We start from the raw sequence: 26,770 nt of genomic DNA, 5'->3' as shown, positions 1-26,770 counted from the left end.
TAACACTTTTAGGTCGTAATTAGGATGTGGAAGTCAGTCATATTTCTACGGTGAGGCGACTCTGGCGTATTTTGCCTTTGAATTTTAAGAGAATAGTGCATATGAGAGATAGGGTCTGGTTCTGTTGGGCTCTGCTAGAAAGCTATTAGAGAATCTGGGCATTTAACTGATAGGTTCTCTTTTTTGGAAGAAAAAAAGCTAAAAACCTAAAAATTTTTGTATATTTATTTTACGAATGTTTTGTTTAAAAATAGTAGAATAGTTCCTTTTAGGTATCAAAGTTATCTGCTTTTCAAAATAAAAAGATTTTATCCAAATTCATTTCCGAATTTCAGGTTTTAACACAATATAATAACATGCAGAAAACCAAAATATTTTCCTGATTTTAAAGTTAAAAAATTCATAATTTTGGTTATAAAAACGAACAAATTGTGAAAATTGTCTGAAAATGTTTTTTTTTTTAGTAAATTTGATGAGCATTTAGTTTGCATATATATCACTTATCATGTACAATGAAGAAGTAAAGTATCATATGCAAAACCTCGTCCATGGCGAGGAATCTTTGCATGTAGATATGGAGATAAAAAAATATTTTTAAGGAGAACACAATAAGTGGAGAAGAAATCGCCTATGAGTCGTGTTGAACGCTTGCACCGTGAAAAGGTCACACGTTACTCAATCCGTAAATATAGTTTTGGAGCAGCCAGCGTAGCAGTTGCTGCCCTGTTCATGTTCTTGGGAAATGGAGCTGTATCAGCTAATGAGCTAAGTAAACAAGATACACCAGATGTAGAAGCTCTAGCGCCAGCCCTTGATGCCCCATCAACTCCAGCAGAAAGCGTTCCAGCAGCACAACCAGTTGTAGAAGAACCAACAAAACCAGCTGCAGCAGAAGTAACAACTCCAGCTTTGGACAAAAAGCAACTTGAAAACTACATTTCAGAAGTTAAATCAAAACTTTCTGCAGGTAAGTATGCTAATAAAACAGAGGAGAGCCTTGCTCTTTTGAATGGTGAATTGGCTTCTGCTGAGTCTACACTCGCTTCTGCAACTAGTCAAGATGAATTGACAAAGGCTTATCAGAAACTAGTGACGTTTGTTAGTTCAGGGTTAAAAAACAAACCAAAAGATTCAAAAGACGCTCCGAAAGTAGACACTACTAACGGACAACCAACTGTAGGTAAAAAAGCCGAAAACACTGAGAAAAAATCAGAATCTAACGCAATCGAAAACACAGGTTCAAATGACCCACGTAATGAGAAAGAGATTAGTAAAGATAATCCGTTTAGAACAGAAGCGACTGATACGGAAGGTCCAGTGGCAGAAATACCATATTCCGAGGGTAGGAATGTATATGTATATGGTGGAGAATCAGAAGGGTTTGATATAAAAATCAAAGATAATTCTGGAGTTGTTGCAAATGCCACTATTGTACGAGGAGGTAATCAGCCATTTACTGCTGTTTCAGGTGAAACAGATATACTTGACGTGGAATTTGGTTATAAAGCAAATGTCTTTTCAACAGAAACTCCAGCGAGTGAGTCTAATCCAGCTGTTATTCATTATACAGGTCTTCCTGGTGGTACATTAAATCAAAAACAATTAGAAGATGCTAGAACTACAGGATTAAATCTAGGTTGGCGTTATGTTAAGGCGACAGATAAAGCAGGGAATGGTTTAAGAGCGATAGATGAAAGAGATGACAAACCAGGCGCTCTTTATGTTGTCGTTAAACCTCAAACATATAAATACAACATCCAACAACCAGAAAACAATGCGAATAAAATTGCTGTTTCAGATATTAACAACTTAACGGAAACTGATATTCAGAAAATTAAAGACCAAATCAAAATTGGATATTCTAAAACAAGCCAAGATGCTAGATTTGAATCTAAAAAAGGTCAAGATTTAGATAATCAAGCTTCTGTAGTGAAAAGTATTGAAGTAAATGGACAAACTATCACTGTAACCTATAACGATGATTCAACAGACACAGCTTCAATTTCTGATGTGGCACGTACCAATAACGCACCAACAGTCGAAATTCCATTCTCTGATGCTGCAACAAAGCAGGTTTATGTTTATGGAGGAGAAGAAAATTCATTTGATATTAAATTCAAAGATGACTCAGGTAAGATCAAGAGTGCTGCAGTAGTTCAAGGCGGGAATAATGCATTTAATAGAGTAGAAGGTGAAGAAAATAAAGTAGATGTTGAGTGGGGATACACTGCGAACTTTATCGATGCTGAAACAACAGCAACAGAAGATTCACCGGCAATTATTAGTTATTCAGGAATGCCTGGAGGTAAGCTAACAAATAAACAATTAGAAACAGCCAGAACTAAAGGTTTAGTGTTAGGTAAGCGATATGCAACAGCGGCTGACTTAGATAATGCAATAATTAAAAATACTGCTCGAGGTAATTCGTTCCAAACAGACCCAGGAGCATTTGAAGTTGTATTGAAACCACAAACTCAAAAGTATGACATTCAAACACCAGCAGAAGCTGATAAAGTAGCAGTGGATGACGCGTCAGATGTGAGTGAAGCAGAATTTAATAAAATCAAAGATAAGATTAAGATTGAATACTCTAAAAATAACATCGATGCTCGTCTAGCTGATAAAAAAGGTCAAGCTGTAGAAAATCAAGAAGAACGTATCACAAGCATTAAAAAAGTTGATAACAATCTAGTTGTAACTTATAAAGATGGTTCAACAGATACTAGACCATTGACTGATTTTGCACGTACGAACAATGCTCCAGAAGTAACAATCCCTTACTCTACAACTGCAAATGGTAAAAAAGATGTCTATATTTATGCTAATGAAGATATCAATATCGATATTAAATATACAGATGATTTAGGTAAGATTAAATCTGCAACAGTTAAAAAAGGTGGAAACAATGATTTAAGTGCAACTGCGAATCCTGCAGTTTTAGATAACGAATATGATATGACTTTAACGCCAATTACTGCAGAAACAGTAGCGACAGCTGAAAATCCTGCAATTGTGAAAATTGGTGGTAAGGTAACGAAAGAGACACCTAAACTTGACGCGGCTAAATTCCCTAAAGGTGATAATGATGAATATCGTCTAGTAACTCGTTATGCAACTGCAACTGACACAGATGGAAAAGAAATTCGTAATGTTGCTAAAGGTTCTTCATATGAAACTGACCCAGGTTCATTCAGTATTGTATTAAAATCTCAAACGAAAAAATATGACATTAGAGAGTTGGCTGATGCTGAGAAACCGGTGGTATCAAACATTGATAATATTCCAGCAGATGAGTTAGCTAATATTAAAGAAAATCTTCCATTAGAATACTCTAAGAAAAATGAAGATAAGAACTTAGAAGATAAAAAAGGAAAAGCAGTAGAAGCTGAAAATGCTAAGAAGGTTGTAAAAGATCTTGTTCAAGAGGGTACGAACTTAGTAGTAACTTATCAAGATGATTCTAAAGATACAATTCCTGTAGAGAAAGTTGTGAAATTAGATAAACAACCAGCTATTGATGCGGTAACAACTGAAGCTGCTAATAAAATCAAAGCTATTAAGGAAAATACTGCATTATCAAAAGCTGAACAAGATAAAGCTATTGCTGATGTAGAAAAAGATAAAGCAGCAGCATTAGACAAAATCGCTGATGCTACAAATGCAACAGATGTAACTGCAGGTAAAGATGAAGGTACTGGTGCTGTAGCAAAAGTAAATCCAATCGGTAAAGAAAAAGCTAAAGAAGAAATCGCTAAGACTTTGGAAGCTAAGAAGGATGCTATTGAGAACAATGATAGCTTAACACAAGCCGAGAAGGAAAAAGCTAAAAAAGCTGCTGAAGACAAGGCAGCAGCAGCCCTTGATGAAATCGAAAAACAACCAGCAACAGCAGAAACAGCAGATGCGGCAACAGCAGCGCAACAAGCTGTAAACGATAAACAAGCTGAAGGAACCAAAGAAGTTGCTAAAATCAACCCAATCGGTAAACAAGCAGCATTAGACAAAATCGATGAAGCCTTAAAAGCTAAAGAAGCAGAAATGGATGCCCGAACTGACCTAACAGAGGAAGAAAAGGCAGAAGCGAAGGCAGAAGCTAAAAAACTTGCTGATGCTAAAAAAGCTGAAATTAAGGCGAAAAATGATAATGCAGAAACGCCTGAAGCAGCTACACAAGAGCAAGGTAAAATCGATACAGCAGGCGATACTGGAAAAACACAGGTAGAGGGTGTTACTAAACCTGCTGCTAAAAAACCAGCAGCTAAAACAGCGGTAGAAACTACAGCCGCTGCTAAAAAGCAAGAAATTGCTCAAGACGCAGCCTTGACTGAAGAAGCTAGAGCAAAACTTCAAGCTGAGGTAGATGCTGTTAAGAAAGCTTCGGAAGAGGCAATCGATGGTGCTAAGAAAAATGCCGATGTTGATAACGCTAAGAAATCAGCAGAAGCAGCGATTAAAGCCATCAACTCTGCTCGTTTACCAGCGAACAAGGTAATTGCTGAAAATCCAACAGCCTTAAATGAGGATGAACGGAAAAAACTAGAAGATGCTATTAAAGCAGTAAACCCTCCTGGAACGACGGTAGTTGTTAAGGATGATGGAAGTGCTGAAGTAACCTTACCAGGGAAGCAAGCACCTGAAACATTAAAACAAACAGACCTAACAAAAGATGTAAATGCTTTAGATACTGCAGGTGGTGGCAACAACATCAACCGTCCAACGGATAAAGTGATTGTTGGAAATCCTGAAAGTTTGACAGATGCAGATAAAGAAAACATCAAAAAAGCTGTTCGTGAAGTAAATCCTAATGCTGTTGTGACAATTGATGACAATGGTACAGTAACGGTTTCAACACCAGAAGGAAATACAGCAGGATTTACAGCCAAAGAATTGGTGCGTACTTTAGCTGATGCAGCAAATCCTGATTCAGGTAATGCAGGTGTTCGTAAGCCAGCAGATAAAAAAGTTGGACTAGCGACAGACCCGGCAGCACAAGCTGAAGTAACTGAAAAACTGAAAAAATTAAATGGTGGCGACGAAAAAGTTAAAGCTGTTAAATATGACGATGAAGGAAATGCAACAGTAGTTCTTAAAGACGGAACAATTGCGACAATTCCAGCAGGTGACTTATTCAAGACAGAAGAAGATGCTAAGAAAGCAAACGGTGGCGATGACATCAATAAACCGAATGCTCAAACAGTTGTAGAAGATATTGCAGCATTACAAGGTGAAGCAAATAAAGAAAAACTTGATAAAGTAAAAGCTGAAATTAAAGCAAAAGTTGAAGCTGTAAATCCAGGTGCAGTTGTAGTAGTTGACGACCAAGGAAACGCAGTTGTAACAACACCAGAAGGTAAAACAGCAGTTATTGACGCAGATGATTTAATTAAAAAACCTAATGAAACATCAACTGCCAAAGCTGGTAACAACATCAACAACCCAGCTGACAGAGTACGTGTTGATAACAGTAAGCAATTAACAGACCCTGAACTTGCTAGAATTAAAGCAGCAGTTGAAGCAGTGAACCCAGATGCTACAGTAGTAGTCGATGACCAAGGAAATGCGACTGTAACAACTAAAGATGGTAAAACTGCAACAATTCCAGTGGCAGATTTAGTCAAATCAGATGCGGATAAAGAGAATGTTAACGGTGGAAACCAAGTAAACACTCCAGCTGATAGAGTAGTGGTGGACAGTACAGATGCACCATTACCACAAGAAGTTACAGACGCTATTAAAGCTAAAATTCAAGCAGTAAATCCAGATGCAACAGTTGTTGTAGATGAAAAAGGAAATGCAACAGTAACAACGAAAGACGGAGCTGTGGCAACAATTCCAGCAAGCGATTTAGTAAAACCTAAAGCTGACTTAGCTGACCCAGCGAAACAAGATGCTGTCAACAAACCAGCAGATAAAGTAGTAGTTGATCCAGCACTAGTAGCAGCTGATAAAGATTTACCACAAGAAGCTAAAGACGCTATTAAAGCAGCAGTTGAAGCAGTAAATCCAGATTCTACTGTAGTAGTTGATGACAAAGGAAATGCAACAGTAACAACACCAGAAGGTAAAACTGTCGTTATTCCAAAAGCTGACTTAGTGAAGAAAGAAGCTGACAAAGAAACTGCTAAAGCAGGAAACAACATCAACAAACCAGCAGACAAAGTAGTTGCTAATAAAGATGCCTTAACTCCTGAAAATATCGCAGCAATCAAGGCTAAAGTTCAAGCAGTAAATCCAGATGCAACAGTAGTAGTTGATGCAAAAGGAAATACAACAGTAGTTACACCAGACGGTAAGACAGCAACAATTCCAGTAACTGACTTAGTGAAATCTCCAGAAGAAGCTAAAGATGAAAAAGCAGGAAACAACGTCAACAAACCAGCCGATAAAGTAGCAGCAACAAAAGCTGATTTAGCTGATGATGCGAAGAAAGCAGACGTTAAAGCTAAAATCAAAGCGGCTGTAGAAGCAGTGAATCCAGAAGGTTCAAAAGTATTCGTAGACGACCAAGGAAATGCGACTGTAACAACTCCAGATGGTAAAACAGCGACAATCCCTGTTGAAGATCTTATCAAAGATACAACTCAACCAAATGCAGGAAACAAAGTAAACACTCCAGCAACTAAGGTTGTTGTAACAGATCCTGCTAATATCAAGGCTGATGAAGATAAGATTAGAGCAGAAATCCTTAAAGTGAATCCAGGTGCAACAGTTGTATTTGACGAAAAAGGAAACGCAACAGTAACAACGAAAGATGGAGCTGTGGCAACAATTCCAGCATCTGATTTAGCAAAAGATGCAGCTGACTTAAGGAACCCAGACAAGCAAGATGCAGTTAAGAAACCAGCAGATAAAACACTTGTTAAGAAAGCAGGTAAATTAACTCCAGCTGAAAAAGATGCAATCAAAGCAGAAATCGCTAAGGTAAATAGAGATCCGAAGACAACTATCGTAGTTGATGACGAAGGAAATGCAACAGTAACAACTCCAGAAGGAAAAACTGTAGTAATCGCCAAAGAAGACTTAGTGAAATCTCCACAAGAAGTTGATGGTGCAAAAGCAGGAAATAACATCAACAAGCCAGCGGATAAAGTAGCAGCAGCGGCGGCAGATTTAGTTGGACCGAATAAAGATGAAGTTAAAGCTAAAATCCAAAAAGCTGTAGAATCAGTAAACCCAGGTGCTACTGTATTCGTTGACGACAAAGGAAACGCAACAGTCACAACACCAGACGGTAAGACAGCAACAATCCCAGTTGAAGACTTATTGAAAGATCCAGCAGCTAAAGAAACTCCATCAGCAGGAAACAAAGTAAACACTCCAGCAGAAAGAACAGTAGTAGCAAATCCAGCTGAATTAACTGATGCTGAAAAAGCTAAGATTACTGCAGCGATTCAAGAGGTAAACCCTGAAGGAACTAAAGTTGTATTTGACGAAGCAGGAAACGGAACAGTAACAGTACCAAATCAAGACGGAACTACAGCTACAGCGACAATCCCTGTAAGTGACTTAGTGAAATCAAATGCTGAAAAAGATCTATTGGATCCAGCTAAACAAAACCCAGTTAAGAAACCTATCGATCAAACAGTAGTTGCTAATAAAGATGCATTAACTGATGAAGACCGTAAAGCTATTAAAGCTAAAGTTGCAGAAGTTAACCCAGGAGCAACTGTAGTAGTTGATGAAAAAGGAAATGCGACAGTAACAACTAAAGATGGTAAGACAGCTGTAATCGCAGCGGATGATTTAGTGAAAACTGATGATGAAGTATTAAGCGATGCAAAAGCAGGTAACCTTATCAACAAACCAGCAGATCGAGTGTTTGTTAAAGATGGACAAATTACGGATGATGTTAAAGCAAAAATCGCTGCTAAAGTTCAACGTATAAATCCAGGAGCAACAGTATTCGTAGATGAAAATGGAAATGCGACAGTAACAACACCAGAAGGTAAAACTGCAACAATTCCAGTAGCTGATTTAACGAAGACTGACGCTGATAAAGCTAAAGTGAATGCAGGAAATAAAATCAATTCACCAGCAGACAGAGTGTTAGTGAAAGATAGAGATAAATTAACAGCGGAAGATATTCAAGAAATTGAGAAAAACATCTTAGAAGTTAACCCAGGAGCAACAGTAGTATTTGACGCAAAAGGAAATGCGACTGTTAAGAATGCAAATGGAGACATCGCAACAATCCCTGTAGAAGCTTTAGCGAAACCAAAAGCAGATCTATTAAAACCTGAGAAACAAGATTTAATTAAGAAACCTGTTGATAAGGTATTAGTAACAGATCCAGCTAACGTGGATAAAGAAGCTATTAAGAAAGCTGTTGAGGAAGTGAACCCAGGTTCAACGGTTGTTGTTGATGACAATGGAAATGCAACGATAACTACAGAAGATGGTAGAAGCTTTGTAATTCCAGCAAAAGATTTAGTGAAAACTCCAGAAGAATCTAAAAATGCAAAAGCAGGAAACAACATTAACAAACCAGCTGATAAAGTAGTAGTAGCTGATCCAACTAAACCATTATCTCCAGAAGAGAAAAAAGCGATTGAAGCTAAGATTAAAGAAGTAAATCCAGATGCAAAAGCGATCTTCGTAGATGATAAAGGAAATGCAACGGTAACTATAGAAGATAAAGATGGTAATACGGAAACAGCAACAATTCCAGCGGCAGATTTAGTAACAAGTCCAGAAGAAGCTAAACAACCAAATGCAGGAAACAAAGTTAACACACCAGCAGATAAAGTAGTTGTAAGCGATCCAGATCATTTATCAGACCAAGATAAAGCTAAGATTACAGAAGCAATCAAAGCAGTAAATCCAGAAGCTAAGGTGGCATTTGACGATAAAGGAAATGCAACGGTAACAACTAAAGATGGAGAAGTTGCAACAATTCCAGCTACTGATTTAGTGAAAACAGCAGAAGAAGCAGCTAAACCAAATGCAGGAAACAATGTCAATACACCAGCTGATAAAGTAGCGGTTGATTCTACTAAACCATTAACGGAAGATGAGAAAAAAGCAATCGCAGCTAAAGTAGCAGAAGTTAACCCGGGTGCAACTGTAGCAGTAGATGACAAAGGAAACGCAACAGTAACAGTGAATGGTAAGACAGCGGTCATTCCAGCGGCGGCATTAACTAAGACAGCAGATTCAGCTAAAGAACCAAACGCAGGAAACGACGTAGTTAAACCAGCTGACAAGACAGTTGTAGAAGATCCAGAATCATTAACAAAAGATGAGCAAGATGCAATCGCAGCTAAAGTTAAATCTGTGAATCCAGAAGCTAAAACTGTAGTTGTTGATGACCAAGGAAATGCAACAGTAACAACTAAAGATGGTAAGACAGTGGTTATCCCAGCGAAAGATTTGGTGAAAACAGCAGCAGAAGCCGCTAAGCCAAACGCAGGAAACGATGTCAACACACCAGCAGATAAGACAGTCTTGGATCCAAATGACTTAGAAGCATCTAAGAAAGCAATCGAAGACAAGGTTAAAGCTGTAAATCCAGGAGCAACTGTAGTTGTAGATGACCAAGGAAACGCAACAGTAACAACTAAAGATGGTAAAGTAGCAGTCATTCCAGCATCAGACTTAACTAAGACAGCAGATTCAGCTAAAGAGCCAAACGCAGGAAACGACGTAGTTAAACCAGCCGATAAGACTGTGGTAGCAAATCCAGAATCGTTAACAAAAGACGAAAAAGATGCAATTGCAGCTAAAGTTAAAGCAGTAAATCCAGATGCGACTGTAGTAGTAGACGACCAAGGAAATGCAACAGTTACACCTAAAGATGGAAAACCAGTTGTAATTCCAGCATCAGACTTAACTAAGACAGCATCAGACGCAGCTAAACCAAACGCAGGAAACGACATCGTTAAACCAGCAGATAAGACTGTAGTAGCAAATCCAGACTCATTAACAAAAGACGAAAAAGATGCAATTGTTGCTAAAGTTAAAGCAGTAAATCCAGGTGCTGAAGTTGTAGTGGACGACCAAGGAAACGCAACAGTAACAGTAAATGGTAAGACAGCGGTCATTCCAGCGGCAGACTTAACGAAGAATGCAGATGCAGAAAAGGCACCAAAAGCAGGAAATGACATTGTTAAACCAGCTTCTAAGACAAAAGTTGCAAATCCAGACTCATTAACAAAAGATGAGAAAGAAGCAATTGCAGCTAAAGTAGCAGCCGTCAATCCAGGTTCAACTGTAGTAGTAGACGACCAAGGAAATGCAACAGTAACTCTTCCAAACGGAAATACAGCAGTTATCCCAGCATCAGATTTAACAAAATCTGAAAAAGATGCAAATGCTAAAGACAATGCAGTTACACCAGCCTCTAAGACAAAAGTCGCAAATCCAAATGCCTTAACTGAAGCTGAGAAGAAAGCCATCGAAGACAAAGTTAAAGCAGCAAATCCAGGCGCAACTGTTGTAGTAGACGAAAAAGGAAATGCAACTGTAGTGAAAGATGGCAATGTTTCAGTTATCCCATCAACAGACTTAGTTAAAGTTGAAGATGATGCTACGAAACCAAATGGTGGTAACGATGCAAACACACCAGCAGCTAAGACTGTAGTAGCAGATCCAACTAAACTTACAGATGAAGAAAAAGCAGCTGTTAAGAAAGCTGTAGCAGCAGTCAACCCAGAATCAACCGTAGTCGTAGATGACCAAGGAAACGCAACAGTAACCAAAGGTGACGGAACAGTTCTTAACATCCCAGCTTCAGATTTAGTCATCCCAGCAGAAAAATTCGCTGACGAAGCTAAGACTGCTAAAGTGAAAACACCAGCTATCCGTACATTAGTTGGAAATAAAGAAAACTTAACAAAAGACGAAAAAGACGCTGTTAAGAAAGCTGTTGAAGCAGTCAACCCAGGCGCAACTGTAGTAGTAGACGATAAAGGAAACGCAACAGTAACAATGCCAGACGGTTCTACAGCAACAATTTCTAAAGAACAACTAGTGAAAGATAAAGAAGCTGTTTCTAAATCTAAACACGGTGGAGATAATCTTGATATCGACTTGAGTAAAGTAGAGGTAAAAGACCTTGAAAATATTACTCCAGAAGAAAAAGCTAAATTCCAATTCAAAGTTCTAGGTGCTATCACTAATGTAGAAGAATTCGATCTTGATGCTTACATTAAGTCAACAGAAGACGGAAATACAGTTTACACATCTAAAGATGGTAAAGTGAAAATTACAATCGACAAAGATGGTAATGCAACAGTCGAAAAAGATGGTAAGAAAGAATTAGCTATTAACATTGATAAAGCCGGAAATGTAACAATCGTTACAAAAGAAGGTCAAGTATTAGCAATTCCAAGAGATGACGCATTCAAACAACGTCCATATGTACCATCAAATGTTGGAGGTAATAACGGAGCTACTAACACTGACGCAAAAGTGAATAAAGCTAAGTTAGAAGGTGCTATCCATCAATTAGATGAATTGTTCATCCAAGAATCAGCTAAGCTTGATGCAGAAACTGCAAAAGAAGCGACTGACTTATTGGCAGACGCTAAGAAAGTATTTGCAGATCCGAAAGCAAGCCAAGATGAAGTGGATGCAATGGTGAAACGTATCGAAGACTTTATGGCGAAAGTTGCTCCATCAACTGACCCTACAAGCCCAGCTAAGGACCAAGCTGCTCAAACATCAGATGTAGCTCCAGCTACTGCTCAAGCAGCAAATGCCAACCAAGCAGCAGCAAACGCGCGTAAAGCAGCTAAAGAATTGCCAAATACAGGTACAGCAGATTCTACTGTAGCTATGGTAGCAGCAGCCGCAAGTGCCTTACTTGGTCTTGGTCTTGCAGGCCGTCGTCGTAAAGAAGACGAAGAAGCTTAATTGGTAGATTATTTGATAATTATCAGATGATAAGTCCGATTTTCAAAGCTTAAACAAGTACCTCTCATAAGAAAATCTCCTAGCAGGAAAGTCTGCTAGGAGATTTTTGCATTTCAGGAAGTGGATGAGTGACTTGGCAACCAGCTAAGTGTAAAGGTTAGTTGCTCAGCTTTTAGGAGGTCTTGGTGTTGAATAGTTGATACTTGTTTTTTGTCCAGTCGGCATTCTTTGACAAAGTTGAAGTGGCTGTGGTTTTGCTCAGTATGAATATCTAGCCATTTATCTTCTTTAGCCAGGTAGACTCGGAGGTGGTCAAAGAGAGGGATTCCGAGATCATAGCTTGGTTTTCCTGGACAGGTAGGATAAAATCCGAGAGCTGACCAGATGTACCAAGCAGAGAGACTGCCATTGTCTTCATCTCCAGGATAGGCTTCCCAACTTGGGTGAAAGGCTTTCTGACGGAGAGTCTTGATAAGAAGGGCAGTGTAGTCAGGGTAATTGCTGTAGCGGAAGAGATAAGGAATGTGGAAGCTCGGCTGGTTGGAAATGGCGATTTGCCCAAATGGAGCGGTAGCCATTTCACTCATTTCGTGAATTTCGTAACCATAGCCTGTTGTCTCAAAGAGGGGAGCATCTTGACAGGTTTTCAAAAGATAGTTGCTGAAGGTTTCTTTTCCACCCATAAGTTGGATTAAATCTGGGATGTCGTGGAGAACGCCTAAAGTTGCTTGGATGGCTGAACATTCGGCATAATCACGTCCCCAACTATAAGGAGAGAAGTCAGGGCGGAAGTTGCCTTGATTGTCTCGCGCACGCATATAGCCTGTTTCAGTATCAAATAGATGTCGGTAACTGTGTGAAGTAGTCTTATAAATCTCAGCAATCTCTATTTTCCCTAGTTTTTTGGCACAGCTGGCGATACAAAAGTCGCTATAGGCATAGTCAAGGGTGTGACTGACACTTTCGTGGTGGTCGGTAGAGAGGTAGCCCAGTTCTTGGTATTGGGCTAGTCCGTGACGACCATTGATGCCGAGAGGGTCGGACTTGCTGGCTGTTTCAAGCATGGCTTGGAAGAGTTCTTCTTCTAGGTCGGGGGCCATGTCCTTGCAGGCGCTATCTGCGATAATGCCGTCTAAAAGTGTACCTGGCATCATACCCCGTTCATCTGGGGCTAGCCATTTTGGAAGGAATCCAGTGTCGCGGTAGTTATTGAGAAAGCCTTCTAAAAAGAGACGATAATGCTCTGGTATGACAAGGGCAAAGAGGGGGAAGATGGTGCGGAAGGTATCCCAGAAGCCATTGTTGCTAAAGAGGACACCGGGCTTGACAGTGCCAGTGGCCAGATCCATGTGGATGGCTTGCCCTGATTCATCAATCTCATAAAAAGTTTGAGGAAATAGGAAGAGTCTGTAGAGGCAGTGGTCAAAGAAGGTTCGGTCCGCCTCCCCTGTCTCTATAATGTCAAAATGATGAAGAAGATTTTCCCAGTCCGCTTGGGCATTTACTTTACAGTTATCAAAATCTTCTTGAGGTAGATTAAGCAGTGCTTGAGAAGGAGAGATGAAAGAAGTCGCTAGCTGAATCTCAGCATGGCTATCTGCTAAGTCAATTCGCCAGTCTTCGCCTTCTTGGCTGATAGCAAGAATATCCGTATTCATTTGCAGGGCAGTGAACATAGTTAGTGGATTTTTGTTGGTTTCAGTTTTTCCTTCTTGTCTTAGGGCAAGAGTTCGCTTATCTACTTGCTCTACTGTCAGCTCATCTGCTGCGTGAAGGTAGAGGGAGAGGGCTTTGCCTTGCTTTTGCTCCAAACGAATAGAAGCACCGTAGCAAGTCGGTGTAAGCTGGCTTTCAATCTGATAGCGCAGGGAGAAAATCTTCAGATAATGGGGTTGGAAAGAGGCCTTATCTATGTCATAGGAAGATTGGCGGTGAAAGAGGCTGTCTCCACCCAGTTGACCGGTGACAGGTGTCAGGAGGAGCCAAGAGTAGTCGCCAATCCAAGGGCTGGGCTGGTGAGTTAATCGAATCCCCTGAAAGATAGGCAGATGTGGGTCGAAAAACCAAGATCCCTCCTGGTCGCTGGTCTGGGGTACAAAGTAATTCATCCCAAAAGGCACGCCTGTGTATGGCAGGGTATTTCCCTGAGAGAAGGCATGCTTGCTGGCAGTTCCAAAGCGGGTATCGATGGTTTCAAGTAGTGGTTTCATAGTCTTTCCTTTAGCTGTTTTTCTACATTATATCAGAAAAAGATAGCCTATAGAAAAGGAGTTTCAAAGATAACTATTTTGTAGAAAAATGACTATCATTTGTGTATGTATTTTCTGTCTCAAAAGCTATATACTGAAAATGAAACTTGTTTGAAAGAGGATACTGCACGATGATTTATTCGAAAGAAATTGTTAGAGAATGGCTAGATGAAGTGGCAGAGCGGGCTAAGGACCATCCAGAGTGGGTGGATGTTTTCGAGCGTTGCTACACCGATACCTTGGACAATACGGTTGAAATCCTAGAAGGCGGTTCAACCTTTGTACTCACTGGGGATATTCCTGCTATGTGGCTTCGAGATTCGACAGCCCAACTCAGACCCTACCTACATGTGGCTAAAAGAGATGCCCTCCTGCGTCAGACCATTGCAGGTTTAGTCAAACGTCAGATGACCTTGGTGCTCAAGGATCCTTATGCCAACTCCTTCAACATTGAGGAAAACTGGAAGGGGCACCACGAGACCGACCACACCGACCTTAATGGCTGGATTTGGGAACGCAAGTACGAGGTGGACTCGCTTTGCTATCCTTTGCAGTTGGCTTATCTCCTCTGGAAAGAGACTGGCGAGACTAGCCAGTTTGATGAGACTTTTGTCGCAGCGACTAAGGAAATTCTCCATCTTTGGACGGTGGAACAAGACCACAAGAACTCTCCTTATCGTTTTGTCCGAGATACGGACCGCAAGGAAGACACCTTGGTAAATGATGGCTTTGGCCCTGATTTTGCAGTGACAGGTATGACTTGGTCCGCTTTTCGTCCGAGTGATGACTGTTGTCAGTATAGTTACTTGATTCCGTCAAATATGTTTGCTGTAGTAGTCTTGGGTTATGTGCAAGAAATCTTTGTCGAACTAGACCTAGCTGATAGCCAGAGCATTATTGCTGATGCTAAGCGTCTTCGTGCTGAAATCCAAGAAGGAATCGAAAATTACGCCTATACAAGCAACAGCAAGGGCGAAAAGATTTATGCCTTTGAAGTGGATGGTCTAGGAAATGCCAGCATCATGGATGATCCAAACGTACCAAGTTTGTTGGCTGCGCCTTATCTGGGCTATTGCGATATTGACGATGAAGTGTATCAAGCCACTCGTCGTACCATTCTGAGCCCTGAAAATCCATATTTCTACCAAGGAGAATACGCTAGTGGCCTCGGCAGTTCTCATACCTTCTATCGCTATATCTGGCCAATCGCCCTTTCTATCCAAGGCCTGACAACAAGAGATAAGACAGAGAAGAAATTCTTGCTGGATCAGCTGGTTGCTTGCGATGGTGGTACAGGTGTCATGCACGAAAGCTTCCACGTGGATGACCCAACTCTCTACTCTCGTGAATGGTTCTCTTGGGCCAACATGATGTTCTGTGAATTGGTCTTGGATTACCTAGATATTCGCTAAGGAACATGCTTTAGCGCAACTGATTCTTGGAAAGAATCACAAATTTACATCCAAAAACGTTAACAATAAAAATTTAAATTTAGAATGAGGTTTTACTTCATGGAAAATGTTGTCGTACATATTATCTCACATAGTCACTGGGACCGTGAGTGGTACTTGCCTTTTGAAAGCCATCGTATGCAGTTGGTGGAATTGTTTGACAATCTCTTTGATCTCTTTGAAAATGACCCTGAGTTCAAGAGTTTCCACTTGGATGGACAAACCATTGTCCTTGATGACTACTTGGAGATTCGTCCTGAAAATCGCGACAAAGTTCAACGCTACATTGACGAAGGAAAATTGAAGATTGGTCCTTTTTACATTTTGCAGGATGATTACTTGATTTCAAGTGAAGCCAACGTCCGCAATACCTTGATTGGTCAAGCAGAATGTGCAAAATGGGGCAAATCAACCCAGATTGGTTACTTCCCAGATACCTTTGGAAATATGGGACAAGCGCCTCAAATTCTTCAAAAATCAGGCATTCACGTGGCGGCCTTTGGTCGTGGGGTGAAACCGATTGGCTTTGATAACCAAGTTCTCGAAGATGAGCAGTTTACTTCCCAGTTTTCAGAAATGTACTGGCAGGGTGCGGACGGAAGTCGTGTCCTCGGGATTCTCTTTGCCAACTGGTACAGTAATGGGAATGAAATTCCAGTTGATAAAGACGAGGCCTTGACCTTCTGGAAACAAAAATTGTCAGATGTGCGTGCCTACGCTTCGACCAACCAGTGGTTGATGATGAACGGATGTGACCACCAGCCTGTCCAGAAAAATCTGAGTGAAGCCATTCGTGTGGCAAATGAACTCTTCCCAGATGTAACCTTTGTTCATAGTTCTTTTGATGAATATGTCCAAGCCGTGGAAAGTGCCCTACCAGAGCAATTATCAACGGTTATAGGTGAGTTGACCAGTCAGGAAACAGACGGCTGGTACACACTTGCCAACACTTCTTCATCTCGTATTTATCTCAAACAAGCCTTCCAAGAAAATAGCAACCTCCTAGAGCAAGTAGTGGAGCCACTAACTATCATCACTGGGGGTCATAACCACAAGGACCAGTTGACCTATGCTTGGAAAACTCTTTTGCAAAATGCGCCGCATGATAGTATCTGTGGCTGTAGCGTGGACGAAGTTCACCGTGAGATGGAAACACGTTTTGCCAAGGTCAATCAAGTCGGAGACTTTGTTAAAAGTAACTTGCTCAACGAGTGGAAGGGCAAAATCGCTACAGCTAAGGCTCAAAGTGATTATCTCTTTACTGTCATTAACACAGGTTTGCATGATAAGGTCGATACTGTCAGTACAGTGATTGATGTTGCGATTTGTGATTTTAAGGAATTGCACCCAACAGAAGGTTATAAGAAGATGGCTGATCTTACCTTGCCAAGTTACCGTGTGGAGGACTTGGATGGGCGTCCTGTAGAGGCTAAAATCGAAGACCTCGGAGCTAATTTTGAGTACGATTTACCAAAAGATAAGTTCCGCCAAGCTCGTATTGCTCGACAAGTGCGCGTGACCATTCCAGTTCACCTGGCACCGCTTTCTTGGACAACCTTCCAATTGCTGGAAGGAGAGCAAGAACACCGCGACGGTATTTACCAAAACGGAGTGATTGATACGCCATTTGTAACGGTAAGTGTGGATGACAACATCACAGTCTATGACAAGACAACTCACGAAGCCTATGAAGACTTTATCCGCTTTGAAGACCGTGGGGACATCGGAAACGAGTATATCTATTTCCAACCAAAAGGAACAGAGCCAATCTATGCAGAGCTTAAGGGCTACGAGGTCTTGGAAAACACAGCTCGCTATGCTAAGATTTTGCTCAAACATGAATTGACCGTGCCTGTCAGTGCAGATGAAAAGCTAGAAGAAGAGCAAAAAGGCATCATCGAGTTTATGAAGCGTGAAGCTGGACGTTCAGAAGAATTGACAAGCATTCCTCTTGAAACTGAGATGACTGTCTTCGTTGACAATCCACAAATTCGTTGCAAGACTCGCTTTACCAACACTGCCAAAGACCACCGTATCCGTCTCTTGGTCAAGACTCATAACACGCGTCCAAGTAATGATTCTGAAAGCATCTATGAGGTGGTGACACGACCAAACAAACCAGCAGCTTCATGGGAAAATCCTGAAAATCCTCAACACCAACAAGCCTTTGTCAGTCTGTATGACGATGAAAAAGGGGTGACTGTATCTAACAAGGGATTGAATGAATACGAAATCCTTGGGGACGACACCATTGCAGTGACTATTTTGCGTGCATCAGGTGAGCTAGGTGACTGGGGTTATTTCCCAACACCAGAAGCTCAATGCTTGCGTGAGTTTGAAGTTGAGTTTGCGCTTGAATGCCACCAAGCCCAAGAACGCTTCTCAGCCTATCGTCGTGCTAAAGCCTTGCAGACACCATTTACCAGCCTTCAGCTTGCTAGACAAGAAGGAAGCGTGGCTGCGACTGGTAGCCTCTTGAGCCATTCTGTTCTCAGCATACCGCAAATCTGTCCAACAGCCTTTAAGGTAGCTGAAAATGAAGAAGGCTATGTACTTCGTTACTACAATATGTGTAGTGAAAATGTGCGTGTACCGGAAAGTCAACATCTCTTCCTGGACCTACTTGAACGACCATACCCAGTTCATTCAGGCCTCATTTCACCACAAGAGATTCGTACAGAATTGATTAAAAAAGAAGAAATTTAATTTCAAAAAGTAAACATCAAAAGAAAGGAGGGGCGAAAAGGTAAGAACTAACTGCTGATTTGCCCCTTTTTATGGTAAAAACAATGACCATTGCAACGATTGATATCGGAGGGACTGGGATTAAGTTTGCTAGTCTGACTCCTGATGGGAAAATACTAGATAAGACAAGCATTCCAACGCCTGAAAGTTTGGAGGATTTACTAGCGTGGCTAGACCAGCGCTTGTCAGATCAGGATTACAGTGGGATTGCTATGAGCGTTCCAGGTGCGGTCAATCAAGAGACAGGTGTGATTGATGGCTTCAGTGCGGTGCCCTACATTCACGGCTTTTCTTGGTATGAGGCGCTTAGTTCTTATCAGATTCCTGTCCATCTGGAAAATGATGCCAACTGCGTTGGACTCAGTGAATTACTGGCTCATCCAGAACTTGAAAATGCAGCCTGTGTCGTGATTGGAACAGGGATTGGCGGAGCTATGATTATCAATGGCAGACTTCATCGAGGTCGCCACGGTCTGGGTGGAGAATTTGGCTACATGACCACCCTTGCCCCTGCTGAAAAGCTCAACAACTGGTCGCAACTAGCGTCAACTGGGAATATGGTTCGCTACGTGATTGAAAAATCTGGTCAGACTGATTGGGACGGTCGCAAGATTTACCAAGAAGCTGCAGCTGGGAATGCCATTTGCCAAGAAGCCATTGAGCGCATGAACCGCAATTTGGCGCAAGGCTTGCTCAATATCCAGTATCTGATTGATCCAGATGTCATTAGTCTGGGAGGTTCTATCAGTCAAAATCCAGATTTTATCCAAGGTGTCAAGGAAGCTGTTGAAGACTTTGTCGATACCTACGAAGAATATACGGTCGCACCCGTTATCCAAGCCTGCACCTATCATGCAGATGCTAATCTCTACGGTGCCCTTGTCAACTGGCTACAGGAGGAAAATCAATGGTAAGATTTACAGGACTTAGTCCCAAACAAACTCAGGCTATCGACTTGCTGACAAAGCATATTTCTTTACCAGATGTTGAGGTGTTAGTCACTCAGTCTGATCAAGCTTCTATCTCTATCAAGGGTGAGGATGGTCACTATCAATTGACCTACCGCAAACCTCACCAACTTTATCGTGCCTTGTCCTTGTTGGCAACAGCTCTAGCAGAAGGTGACAAGGTAGAGATTGAGGAACAAGCAGCTTACGAAGATTTAGCCTATATGGCTGACTGTTCGCGCAATGCGGTGCTGAATGTCGCTTCTGCCAAGCAGATGATTGAACTCTTAGCTCTCATGGGCTATTCAACCTTTGAACTTTACATGGAAGACACTTACCAGATTGAGGGGCAGCCTTACTTTGGCTATTTCCGTGGAGCTTATTCAGCAGAGGAATTACAGGAAATCGAAGCCTATGCCCAGCAGTTTGACATGACTTTTGTGCCTTGTATCCAGACCTTGGCCCACTTGTCAGCCTTCGTCAAATGGGGTGTCAAAGAAGTCCAGGAGCTTCGTGATGTGGAGGATATTCTTCTCATTGGCGAAGAAAAGGTTTATAACCTGATTGATGGCATGTTTGCTACTCTATCTAAACTACAAACTCGCAAGGTCAATATTGGGATGGACGAAGCCCACTTGGTTGGTTTGGGACGCTACTTGATTCTGAACGGTGTTGTGGATCGTAGTCTCCTCATGTGCCAACACTTGGAGCGCGTGCTGGATATTGCAGACAAATATGGTTTCCACTGCCAGATGTGGAGCGATATGTTCTTTAAACTTATGTCAGCAGATGGTCAGTACGACCGCGATGTGGAAATTCCAGAGGAAACTCGTGTCTACCTAGACCGTCTCAAAGACCGTGTGACCTTGGTTTACTGGGATTATTACCAGGATAGCGAGGAAAAATACAATCGCAACTTCCGCAACCACCACAGGATTAGCCATGACCTTGCATTTGCAGGGGGAGCTTGGAAGTGGATTGGCTTTACACCTCACAACCATTTCAGCCGTCTAGTGGCTATCGAGGCCAATAAAGCCTGCCGTGCCAATGACATCAAAGAAGTCATTGTAACGGGTTGGGGGGACAATGGTGGTGAAACAGCCCAGTTTTCTATCCTACCAAGTCTGCAAATCTGGGCAGAACTCAGCTACCGCAATGACCTAGACCGTTTGTCTGCTCATTTCCAGACCAATACAGGTCTATCGGTTGAAGATTTTATGCAGCTTGACCTTGCCAACCTCTTGCCAGATCTACCAGAAAATCTCAGTGGCATCAATCCCAACCGCTATGTCTTTTATCAGGATGTTCTCTGTCCGATCCTTGACCGGCACATGACACCTGAACAGGACAAACCACACTTTGCTCAGGCTGCTGAGATGCTTGCTGATATTAAAGAAAAAGCTGGCAACTATGCCTACCTCTTTGAAACTCAGGCCCAGTTGAATGCTATTTTAAGTAGCAAAGTCGATGTGGGACGACACATTCGTCAAGCCTATCAAGCAGATGATAAAGAAAGTCTGCAAGAAATCGCAAGACAAGAATTACCAGAACTCAGAAGCCAAATTGAAGACTTCCATGCCCTCTTTAGCCATCAATGGCTGAAGGAAAACAAGGTCTTTGGTTTGGATACAGTTGACATCCGTATGGGCGGACTCTTGCAACGCATCAAGCGAGCAGAAAGCCGTATCGAGGCTTATCTGGCTGGTCAGCTTGACCGCATCGACGAACTAGAAGTGGAAATCCTGCCATTTAACGACTTCTACGCAGACAAGGGCTTCGCAGCCACAACAGCCAACCAATGGCATACCATTGCGACAGCTTCAACGATTTATACAACTTAAAAACAAGAACACCTTGCCTGGCGCAGGGTGTTTCGCGTGAAACAGAAGAATTATCTAGTTTCAAATGCCACAGTTAGACAAACTTATGATAAAATAGCAGAAAGGGAATGTTTCCTAAGAGCAATTCTATCGATTAGCAATTGGAGGTATTGTGGTACACTTAAAATTAGTAAAACAAGTGTTTTTTTGTGATGGTTTCAGATAAGAGAGTTTTTTAATACTCAATGAAAATCAAAGAGCAAACTAGGAAGCTAGCTGTAGGTTGCTCAAAACACTGTTTTGAGGTTTCAGATGGAAGCTGAGGAGGTTTGAAGAGATTTTCGAAGAGTATAAATTTGTTGAGCGTGTAGCTAATACGTATCAAGTCTGGTAGATTGAGAAAACTTGACAAAAATTAGATAGTGCTAGAATAACATTAACGAAAGACATTTGAGGGCAGAAAGGTTCCTGTCACACCTTGCAAAAGGGTATCTGAGATGCTGGGTACACCGACCAGCCAAAGGGTCCGTTATTTCAAAGGAGGGGCTTAAATGCTCCTTTTTTATTTAAAAATTTCAAAATAGATTACACTCACCGCAGGCTTAGGCTTGCGTTTTTTTGTTTGACAAAATTAAAAAAATGTGTAAGAATAAGTAGAATTGAAAACAGGAAAACTCACCTCCTTTCGATTCGTCTAGCCTTTTCGTGAGGCAATGAGGGGGCGGAGAGACGCGCTCGTCAACAGAAGTATCTCATTGGAAATGTTGCTCACTTTTTAGTGAGCTTTTTATCTAGGGAATAGAAATGAAAAGCAAAAAATTAAAATTAGGTCAAATTGATTTAAAAATGTGCAAGGATTACGACCTTATTCAAGCGATGGACTATGACTTTAAGACGAAGGAAGTAATGAATAAAGGAAGGGGATTTGCGGTAACTGTTGTCAAAATACAGGGGCTAACTTTCTTGATTCCATTTAGAAGTTACATTCCTAAAAAGTATCAATTGAAGTATAAGCTTAGAAATTCAGCAAAAGAAGGATATGTTGAAGGATTAGATATTGGTAAAACATTGATTTTAGAAGATAAAAGTTATTTACTAAATACCACTTTTCGCCTTCGGAAAGTCGAAGATTATTATAAAGTAATGGATAATGATAAAGCTATAATCAATAAGTTAGTGAAAGCTATTATAGACTATAACCGTGCTTTAGAAATGAACGATAGAAACAAACTTGAAGATCCTAAACGCTTTAAATTCTCAACATTCCAGAATTATTCTACTAGATTAAGAGTCATAACAGAAAAAGACTATTTAGAATAGATAATGTTTCCGCAGGCTTAGGCTTGTGTTTTTTTATAGTAGATTGAAATAAGATTTGAACAAATTGATTAGGAAAGTCAAATTAATTTCTAGCAATGTTTTAGTAGTCGAAGTGTACTGTTCTAGTTCCAATTCACTCTATTCTTCAAAAAAGCCCGATTTTATGGGGTTTTAATTCTGATAAAATCCGATAATTTCGGCATGATAAGGTGAGGTAGTTATTGTCTTAATGCTCAGTTACGTTCTGGAAATCGCTAGAATTTTTTCAAAAAAGCCCGTAATAGTTGAATTATCTAAGCTTTAACAGTATAATTAAGCTAGTAGCTTCATCAGGAGGTTCTATGCTACAATATAGTGGGTGGCACGGCACCACCAATAAAAGGAAAGAAAAGATTCTATCTGCTGGGTTTTCTTATGAGAAATATAAACCTGGTATTCATAAACAGAGACATCCGAACGATTTGGGTAATGGTATTTACTTTTTTCTACCTTTTAACAAAGATACTGGTAAAACGATTGCTTCTGCTTATGTCGCAAAGTATAAGTCATTTGAACTAAGCAAACCTGGGGTTAGGCCTGAGTTAATTCATGCTAAAATCACCCTAAAATCTATAGATAAGATTTTTATTTTAGATAACCCAAAAAACCAAAGGTTATTAGAGGAATATCGACAAGCGGCATCTATTCAAATTGAACGTGAGATTGCAGGTATTTCAGGTAGCGGAGCCAAAAATAGAGCTACTCTTCTTAACCAAAATCAAGGATTAATTATTGAACTGTTGCTTGATTTAGCGTCTCAGCATGGGAAGAATTATGAAGCAGTGCAGTCCAAAACATATACTGCTATTCCATCTTTACCAGTAATTGACGGAAAGAATGGAGAGGAAATTTGTATCCGTGATTTAAATTGTATTACAAACATTTTATAAATAAGGAGGCTTTTATGAGTTTATTGTCAAACTTTTTAGGAACTGAAGAATTTTCTTTGATGGATTCTCCAATGTTCCAAGAATTAGTTGAAAATATTAAGGCCAACAAAATTTATTCAGTAAACAATGAATTTGATTATGATTTGAATATATCAGGAAGTCTTAAAAAATATAAAGATGAAATCCATTTTACTCCTCAATTAAATAATCAAAAAGAGTTTGATGATTTGAATTCTGTAACTAAAGTAAATGCAATGCCTGAATATAATATAAAAAACAAGAAGTCATGTTTTTCATATTTACCAATAGATTCTGAAAACTTAATTACAACAAAAGAAAATAGTGAGGTGGCAGCTTAATGTCCTCTTTACAATTTAAAGATTATTTTTTAAATGAAGTATCATACCGAAGAAATCCTACTTTTGACCAAACAAATAGTACTATTAATTTACATCCTGAATTGTCTGCACAGATTTTAATAAGAAAATCTGAAAACCTTGCTTATGTTAACTTGATAACAAAGCAAGGAAATATAGATTCAGATGATTCTGCTTTTGAGCTTATTGTAGATATTGTTGGAGAATTTTCATTTATATATGATGAGACAGAATTTGATATTGATTTTGAAACTTTTCTTAAAGAGAATGGCTTAGCAATTCTTTGGTCCTATATTCGGCCTATCGTATCTGATATGATTACTCGGGGTAATGAGTTCCCCAACTTCATATTGCCTGTCGTTAACATTAAAAAAATGCTTGAAGACAAAGATTCTATCAAGTTAACATACGAATAAAAACAGTGTATGTATTTTTCAAAGCTCCAATGAAATGCTTTCACATTTAAAAGGTATTCGGAGAACTATAAATCAAAATTGTGATAAAAATAAATAGGATCAAAGAGTTTTGTATGATAGTAGTTTCAATTTAAACTCTACCTTCTTCGAGACTCAGCTATCAATGAAAATCACCAGAAGGGCAGTATTTTAAGGCTCTTCTGGTGGTTTTTGAATTGTTTGGTTAGTGTGAGATATGAATAATTTGGGGTTTAATATTCTTCGAAAATCTCTTCAAACCACGTCAGCTTCCATCTGCAACCTCAAAACAGTGTTTTGAGTAACCTGCGGCTATCTTCTTAGTTTGCTCTTTGATTTTCATTGAGTATAAAAACAAGAACACCTTGCCTGGCGCAGGGTGTTTCGCGTGAAACAGAAGAATTGGATAAGATGCATCATATCAAGCTTAGTTCATAACATTTGATTTATAAAACAAAAAAGAGTATAATAAATTATGCCAGTCTAAAATGTACTTAAATATTTTAGGGGGGGGCTTTTTATTTGCCCTTCTTAGTATATATCAACAGATAATTATCGCAAAAGGAGTAAGATTATATATGTTTTATAAAGGTAGCGAAGATAGAGAAAAACGCTTGCGGTTTTCGATTCGTAAGGTTAGTTTTGGTGCTGCATCGGTAGCGGTGGCAACGCTCTATCTTTTTATGGGAAGCGGAGTTGTATCTGCTGCTGAAAAAGATTCTGGAGATAGAGGAGTGCACCAAGTAGAAGGACCTGACTCAAGGAGTAATTCAGATAAGATAGAGCATTCTCAAGGAGATTCTAATAAAGAAAATTTGGATAATTCTGATAGTACAAATGTAGTAAAGGAGAAGGCTAGTAGTGCTGAAGGAATTGAAGGTGGAGCAACTGGAGCTGTTACTACTTCTAAAGATACAAATCCAGTTTCAGATAGAGTTCAAGATGGAACAGATTCTCAAGAACAATCTGTCTCTGATACTACTCCATCCAACTCCTTAGAAGATAAACCTAAGAAGAGGTCGCGCCGAGACCTTTCAACATCTTCTGAACAAACTGACGATCCTGATGCGAATCAAGTTTTTGAAGCGCCGAATGAGAATGAAAATGTAGACGGACTGCTGGCTAAGCTAGTGAATTTATCTGATACAATTAACAACGAAACAAAACTTGCAAACATAGATCAGGTTGCGGCTGACAAGAATATAGCCCCGGGTACAGTACAAGAATTAAATGAGTTCGGAGGGTGGAAGGCTGTAAGAGATTCAGAAGGACAGGGGAAGTTTGCTGTTGCAAGAAAAACAGCAAACGGTGTCTTTCCAATTGAGACAGTGAATACTGTAAAACTAAATGATCACACAAATAGGACATGGACTTCAGAGTCTGTCTTAGATCGTGGAAATGAACATGTCTTGCTTTTATCAGAAGTAAGAACTCAAGCAACTAGAACTCAAAAAGTATTTGATAAAACAGAGTATAAAGACAATTATGAGAGCAAGACAATTGCTAGAGGTTTAACAGGCTATAATGGGATAGAAAAAACATTTAAAGCTTTTTCTCCTACTGTCGGATCAACTACAAAGGTTTCGTTTAAGACGGGATATACAGGAGATATAGATGGTAGTAAAGCTAAATATAAGGTTGAGGTTCTGGGAAGAACTGACGAGACTAGCACCCCTGTCAGTCTTTATAGTGTAACTTTTGATCCTTCAAGGAAAAACACTACTCCTGATATGAAAGTGATTGCGGCTAGGGATGGAAAATCTTCATATATTGATACTTCTAGAGGTAGTACATCTACAGATACCCTAAACACAAAATTAGCTGAAAGAGGAAAGAGTCCTAACGGAACGACAGGGACCTTTACAAGTAAAGATATTGAGATTCCTCCTGGATACACTGAATATACTGTGCGTATCAGTTCTGCGGATAATACTCATTTGGGTATGGGATACCAAATTCCGTGGAAGCACTATGCCCTACCTATCGCTGGACTAGAATTTAGTATAACTCAGGATACTAAAAAAGCAGCTAAAGCGTTGTTGACTAAGACGTATGATAAATTAAAAGAACAATTAGATGACGATACTAAGTGGTCAACGCCAGAAACCAAAGCAGTCTATGAGGCAAAATTGCAAAAAATTAAAGATGCACTGAATTCTGACACTAGTACTACAGCTAGCTACAAAACAGTAGCAGAAGATGCTGTAGCGCAGCAGAAAAAGTTGAATGAAGAGGTGCAAATTAAAAAGAAAGCAAACGATGCTGTAACTGCTAAGTTGACTGAAAAAGAGCAAAGTATTGAAGATAATGGTCACTTGTCGCCAACTGAAAAGTCTAGGGCTAAGGAGCAGGCAAAAGAGGAAGCTAGAAAAGCGAACCTTGCTATTACAGGTGCTGGTTCTCAAACAGCGGTCACAACAGCTCAAACTACAGGAGAAGCCGACATTCAGAAGGTGAACCCAGTAGGAAAAGACAAGGCTAAAAAAGCCATTGAAGATGAGCTCGCTAAGAAGCTTCAAGCCATTAACGACAACGATAAGTTAAGTCAAGATGAAAAAGATAGAGCCAAGGCAGAGGCAACAGCTAAAGCTCAAGCACAAACCGAGGCTATTGATAAGCAACCTGCTAATGCAGATACAGCAGAT

11 protein-coding genes are annotated in these 26,770 nt (G+C 40.2%); 10 read left to right on the top strand and 1 reads right to left on the bottom strand.

Annotated features, from left to right (window positions below):
- Window positions 1–612 precede the first annotated feature (612 nt).
- Window positions 613–11,853, top strand: a complete 11,241-nt coding sequence (locus tag OC530_RS08065) for a DUF1542 domain-containing protein (RefSeq protein ID WP_262081060.1) — start codon at window positions 613–615, stop codon at window positions 11,851–11,853.
- Window positions 11,854–11,966: 113 nt separating this feature from the next.
- On the opposite strand, the gene OC530_RS08060 is transcribed toward OC530_RS08065, so the two are convergent.
- Window positions 11,967–14,063, bottom strand: coding sequence for a GH92 family glycosyl hydrolase (locus OC530_RS08060; protein WP_262081059.1), 2,097 nt, complete (start codon window positions 14,061–14,063; stop codon window positions 11,967–11,969).
- 170 nt (window positions 14,064–14,233) lie between these two features.
- On the opposite strand from OC530_RS08060, the gene OC530_RS08055 reads away from it, so the two are divergent.
- The 9 genes from OC530_RS08055 to OC530_RS08015 form a co-directional block, all read left to right on the top strand.
- A complete protein-coding gene (locus OC530_RS08055; protein ID WP_262081058.1) occupies window positions 14,234–15,514 on the top strand; it encodes a glycoside hydrolase family 125 protein in 1,281 nt (426 codons plus the stop codon).
- Window positions 15,515–15,613: 99 nt separating this feature from the next.
- On the top strand, window positions 15,614–18,259 hold the full coding sequence (locus OC530_RS08050) for an alpha-mannosidase (protein ID WP_262081057.1): 2,646 nt from the start codon (window positions 15,614–15,616) through the stop codon (window positions 18,257–18,259).
- 83 nt (window positions 18,260–18,342) lie between these two features.
- The gene (locus OC530_RS08045) at window positions 18,343–19,212 is read left to right on the top strand and encodes an ROK family protein (protein WP_173274994.1); all 870 of its coding nucleotides are present in this window, start codon (window positions 18,343–18,345) and stop codon (window positions 19,210–19,212) included.
- Window positions 19,206–21,086: a beta-N-acetylhexosaminidase gene (locus OC530_RS08040; protein WP_262081056.1), complete on the top strand. Its 1,881-nt coding sequence runs from the start codon at window positions 19,206–19,208 to the stop codon at window positions 21,084–21,086. The genes OC530_RS08045 and OC530_RS08040 overlap by 7 nt, the downstream gene beginning before the upstream one ends.
- 783 nt (window positions 21,087–21,869) lie before the next feature.
- Complete coding sequence (locus tag OC530_RS08035) at window positions 21,870–22,385, top strand: hypothetical protein (RefSeq protein WP_050242789.1); 516 nt, start codon at window positions 21,870–21,872, stop codon at window positions 22,383–22,385.
- A 341-nt stretch (window positions 22,386–22,726) separates the two neighbouring features.
- Window positions 22,727–23,314: a hypothetical protein gene (locus OC530_RS08030; protein ID WP_138704746.1), complete on the top strand. Its 588-nt coding sequence runs from the start codon at window positions 22,727–22,729 to the stop codon at window positions 23,312–23,314.
- Window positions 23,315–23,328: 14 nt separating this feature from the next.
- A complete protein-coding gene (locus OC530_RS08025; RefSeq protein ID WP_050252545.1) occupies window positions 23,329–23,673 on the top strand; it encodes a hypothetical protein in 345 nt (114 codons plus the stop codon).
- Window positions 23,673–24,107: a protein-export chaperone SecB gene (locus OC530_RS08020; RefSeq protein WP_054388361.1), complete on the top strand. Its 435-nt coding sequence runs from the start codon at window positions 23,673–23,675 to the stop codon at window positions 24,105–24,107. The genes OC530_RS08025 and OC530_RS08020 overlap by 1 nt, the downstream gene beginning before the upstream one ends.
- A gap of 596 nt (window positions 24,108–24,703) precedes the next feature.
- Window positions 24,704–26,770: YSIRK-type signal peptide-containing protein (locus tag OC530_RS08015; RefSeq protein WP_262081055.1), on the top strand; the 2,067-nt coding region annotated here is incomplete at its 3' end.

This window comes from Streptococcus sp. Marseille-Q5619, from assembly GCF_946901205.1.
Taxonomy (GTDB): domain Bacteria; phylum Bacillota; class Bacilli; order Lactobacillales; family Streptococcaceae; genus Streptococcus.
This window is presented reverse-complemented; position numbering and strand designations above follow the sequence as displayed.